Below are 1,490 nucleotides of genomic sequence, written 5' to 3'. Positions count from 1 at the left end.
GGGCAATGTGGGCGTAGGCGTCGCTGGGCTTCATGGCGGGCGCCAGATCGCTCAGGTAGACCTCGGTTGTCAACCGCGCGATGTCGTACTTGGCGTACAGCGTATGGATGTGCTGGCACAGGTCGGCCAGGCCCATGCGCTCGTACTTGGGGTACTTCTGGCAGAACTCGGGCAGGATGCGCCACATCGGCTGGTTCTTGTCGTAGTCGTCCTTGAACTGCTGCAGCGCCGTCAGCAGCGTGTTCCAGCGGCCCTTGGTGATGCCGATGGTGAACATGATGAAGAAGCTGTAGAGGCCGGTTTTCTCGACGATCACGCCGTGCTCGGCCAGAAATTTGGTCACGATGCTGGCCGGGATGCCGGTTTTGGCAAACTTGCCGTTCAGGTCGAGGCCGGGCGTGACGATGGTGGACTTGATCGGGTCCAGCATGTTGAAACCGGTGGCCATCTGGCCAAAGCCATGCCAGTTGTTGGCGCCGTTTCTGGCCGTCTTGGCGCTGCGGGACTCGCCCTTGATGATCCAGTCCTGCGATTCGCCAATGCCCTCTTCGACCAGCTTGTCCGGCCCCCAGACCTTGAACCACCAGTCGGTGCCGTATTCCTCGTCGATCTTGCGCATGGCGCGGCGGAAGTCCAGCGCTTCGGCAATGCTTTCCTCAACCAGCGCCGTGCCGCCGGGAGGCTCCATCATGGCAGCGGCCACGTCGCAGCTGGCGATGATGCTGTATTGCGGCGAGGTTGACGTATGCATCAGGTAGGCCTCGTTGAAGAGGTGCCTGTCGAGTTTGGTGTTCTGCGAATCCTGCACCAGCACGTGACTGGCCTGGCTGATACCCGCCAGCAGCTTGTGGATGGACTGCGTTGCGTACACCACCGCATTCTTCGGCCGGATGCGGCTCTTGCCCATGGCGTGGTAGCTGCCGTAGAACGGGTGGAAGGCGGCGTGCGGCAGCCAGGCCTCGTCAAAGTGCAGGTTGTCGATGTAGCCGTCCAGCATGCCTTTGATGGTTTCGGTGTTGTAGAGCACGCCGTCGTAGGTGGACTGCGTCAGTGTCAGCACACGCGGCTTGACCTTGCTGCTGTCCACGCCCTTGAGCAATGGGTTGGCATCGATCTTGGCGCGGATGGCTTCGGGTTCGAACTCGCTCTGCGGAATCGGGCCAATGATGCCGAAATGGTTGCGCGTCGGCTTCAAAAACACCGGAATCGCACCCGTCATGATGATGGAATGCAGGATGGACTTGTGGCAGTTGCGGTCAACGACCACCACGTCACCGGGTGCCACCGTGTGGTGCCACACCATCTTGTTGCTGGTGGATGTGCCGTTGGTCACGAAGAAGCAGTGGTCGGCGTTGAAGATGCGTGCGGCGTTGCGCTCGCTGGCGCCGATGGCGCCGTCGTGATCCAGCAACTGGCCGAGCTCTTCCACCGCGTTGCAGACGTCGGCGCGCAGCATGTTCTCGCCAAAAAACTGGTGGAACATCTGGCCG

At 61.2% G+C, this 1,490-nt stretch carries 1 protein-coding gene; it reads right to left on the bottom strand.

Features of this window, described 5'->3' with window-relative positions:
- Positions 1-1,490, bottom strand: a 1,490-nt coding sequence (locus AC1D1X_RS23115) for an Orn/Lys/Arg family decarboxylase (protein ID WP_477699317.1), incomplete at both ends; no start/stop codon positions are given.

It is taken from the genome of Polaromonas sp. P1_G4 (assembly GCF_056405475.1).
The sequence above is the reverse complement of the archived record's forward strand: the minus strand, read 5'-3'. Positions and strand labels throughout refer to the sequence as shown.